Below are 2,868 nucleotides of genomic sequence, written 5' to 3' on the forward strand. Positions count from 1 at the left end.
GGCGGCTCACCCAACGGCACCGGCGTCAAACATGTCGATATCGCCGTGGACTACGTCAAAGTCTACGACTGGATCGGCTGAACCACAGGTCAGGCAGAGCGGCAGAATGCCGCTCCGTCGGAGCTGCACCAAGGTAATCCGCACCCATCTGCCGAGGGCCGCCTTCCCTGGCATTGGTGAACCTGTCTTTTGATCTTACCGATGCTCGTAAGAGTGTTGCTAAGGACGGAGCAGGTTGGTGGCATGGAGATCATCAGCGGGGTCGAGCGCCGACGGCACTGGCGGGTAGCGGACAAGCTGCGGATGGTGGCGGAGGCTGAGCGCCCACGAGCATGCTTTGCGGATGTGTCACGTCGGCACGAGGTGAGCCGGAGCGTGCTATGGATGTGGCGCAAGCAGGTCCGCTCGGGTGCGCTGGCGGCGGAGCAGCCGGTGATGTCGGGGTCATCGTCCGCGGCTTCACCTTGTTCACCGGCACCGTGCGAGGCTGGACCTGGCCGAGAGACATCGCAGATCGAGATCGCCCGCGGCAGAGCCGGCCCCCACCTCCTGGCCATGATCTTGGAGGCCAAGTTCGGGCAGCACCTGCCGCTCAACCGTCTGAGCGAGACCTGCGCCCGCGAGCGCATCGAGCTCGGTGTGTCCAGTCATCGCCGACTGGGTCGGCGCCTGCACCGCCACCCTGGCGCCGCTGACGGCGCTGATCGATGCCCATGTGCTGGCCGGCGGGCGGCTGCATGGCCACGACACCACGGTGCCGGTGCTGGCCAAGGGTCGGACAATCACCGGCTGCGTCTGGACCTATGTCCGTGACGGCCGGCCCTTTGCCAGGCCGGCGCCACCAGCGGCGATGTTCCGCTACCCCCGCGACCGCACCGGCGAGCACCCGCAGCCGCACCTGGACAGCTACGCGGGCATCCTGCACTCCAATGCCAGGGCAGCAGCTCGTGTAGGCGGGATGCCGGGTGGTCGGCGATGCGGGCCAGCACGTCGGCGAGCCAAGCTCGCGGATCGACGTCGTTCAGCTCGGCGGTGGCGATCAGCGACTACATGGCGGCAGCGCGGTCGCTGCCGGCGAACATCCAGGCCTTTCTGCCAAAGGCCACGCCGGGCAGCTCCCGTTCCGCCGCATTGTTTGTGAGGCAGATCCTTTCGTCGCGCAGGAAGCGGCTGAAGGCGTCCCAGCTGGTCAGCATGTAGTCCATGGCTTTGCCGACCTCGGCATGGCGGGACGTGCGGGCACGCTGCTCGCGCATCCAGGTCTCGAGATCGGTGACGAGCGGGGCGATCTGCTGCCCCCGCACGGCCAGGCGCTGCTCGGTGGGTAGGCCATTGATGGCGTGCTCGGCGGTAAAAATCGCATCGATCCGGCGCACCGCCTCGGCAACCAGCGGGGCACGGGCGACCTCGGCGAGCTTGAACAGCTTGCGCCGGCCATGGGCCCAGCATGCGGCCTCGGTGATTGGGCCGGGCTTGTGGTTGGCGGCATAGAGCTCGTTGAACCCGGCATAGGCGTCGGCCTGCAGGATGCCGACATAGCCGGCCAGGGCGCATGACCGGGTGGAAGGCGACACCTTCCTGATGACCCATGAGATGCTCGGCATGATGCTGGGGGGTGCGCCGCGCCGGGGTCACGGTGGCGGCCGGCGCGCCGCAGAAGGCAGGGCTGATCCGCTACGGCGGTAGCCACATCACCATCACCGACCGGCCCGGCCACGAGGCGGTCGCCTGTGAGTGCTATGGCATCACCCGCCACGCCAGGGACCGCCTGTTCGGCCTTCCACCCATCTTGTTGCTTATGTCGCTCGGTCGGAAGAAGCGGTATGCCGGGTTGGAGACGGACCAGGTCCGTGAGTTCAAGCAGCTGACCGAGGCGAATGCCCGGCTGAAGCGGCTGGTGGCCGAGCTCAGCCTCGACAAGGCTGTGCTGCAGGACGTCCTGTCACAAAAATTTCCCGGCCAGCGCTCATGAAGGAGATCGTGGCCTATGTGGCGCGAAGCCACGGCACCAGCGAGCGTCGGGCCTGTTTTCTGACACGCCAGCACCGATCGACCCAGTGCAAGCCGAGCACCAGGGATCCCCGCCTCGAGATCCGGCAACGCATGCATGAGATCGCGCAGACGCGGATCCGCTATGGCTACCGGCGGGTCCACGTCATGCTCCGGTGTGACGGTTGGACGGTGGAGCGCAACCTGGTCTGGCCGCTACGGCGAGGAGGGCCTTGCCCTGCGCAGCAAGCAGCCAAAGCGGCGCAAGATGGTTGTGCACCGCGAGGCGCGCTACGTGCCCAGGCATCCCAACGAGGCCTCAATCCTCGACTTCGTCCATGAGCAGCTCAGCCATGGCACGAAGTTCCGCGCGCTGACCGTGGTCGACATCTGGGGCCGTGAAGGCCTGGCAATCGAGGTTGGGCAGCGGCTCAAGGGGGAGCCTGTGGCCGAGGTGCTGAACCGCCTCGTCGGGCGGCGAGGTGCGCCAAAATACCTGTTTGCCGACAGCGGCAGCGAGTTCACCGGCCCGCTGGTGGATCTCTGGGCCTACCACCACGGGGTGCAGATCGACCTCTCGCGCCCTGGAAAGCCGACCGACAACGCCTTCATCGAGACCTTCAACGGCTCGCTGCGGGACGAGTGCCTAAACCTGCATTGGTTCGAGACGCTGGCCGGGGCCCGTGCCATCGTCGAGGCCTGGCGACAGGCCCCCAATGAGAGCTGGCCTCACATGGCTCTCGGACAGAAGACACCGAAAGAGGCTCTTGCGGATCGACGAAGAGTTCGACGGCCTCAGGCCTGAGGTGACACGGCGAAAGTGGTCCGGCTCTGGTGTTAGTGTTTCGGCGGATTTCCTCATGACGGATGTGGAGATTG

At 66.4% G+C, this 2,868-nt stretch carries 4 pseudogenes; 3 read left to right on the forward strand and 1 reads right to left on the reverse strand.

From position 1 onward, the window contains the following. Positions 1-243: 243 nt before the first annotated feature. Positions 244-411: pseudogene (locus JMJ56_RS35965) on the forward strand (transposase); the annotation flags it as partial. A 114-nt stretch (positions 412-525) separates the two neighbouring features. Next, positions 526-934 (forward strand): annotated as a pseudogene (locus JMJ56_RS32845) (IS66 family transposase); the annotation flags it as partial. On the opposite strand, the pseudogene tnpC reads toward JMJ56_RS32845, so the two are convergent. Further along, positions 924-1,547: pseudogene (gene tnpC, locus JMJ56_RS32850) on the reverse strand (IS66 family transposase); the annotation flags it as partial. The pseudogenes JMJ56_RS32845 and tnpC sit on opposite strands and share 11 nt — an antisense overlap. Before the next feature lie 266 nt (positions 1,548-1,813). On the opposite strand from tnpC, the pseudogene JMJ56_RS32860 reads away from it, so the two are divergent. After that, positions 1,814-2,794: pseudogene (locus tag JMJ56_RS32860) on the forward strand (IS3 family transposase); the annotation flags it as partial. Between the last annotated feature and the right edge of the window lie 74 nt (positions 2,795-2,868).

It is taken from the genome of Belnapia arida (assembly GCF_016773205.1).
Lineage (GTDB): Bacteria > Pseudomonadota > Alphaproteobacteria > Acetobacterales > Acetobacteraceae > Belnapia > Belnapia arida.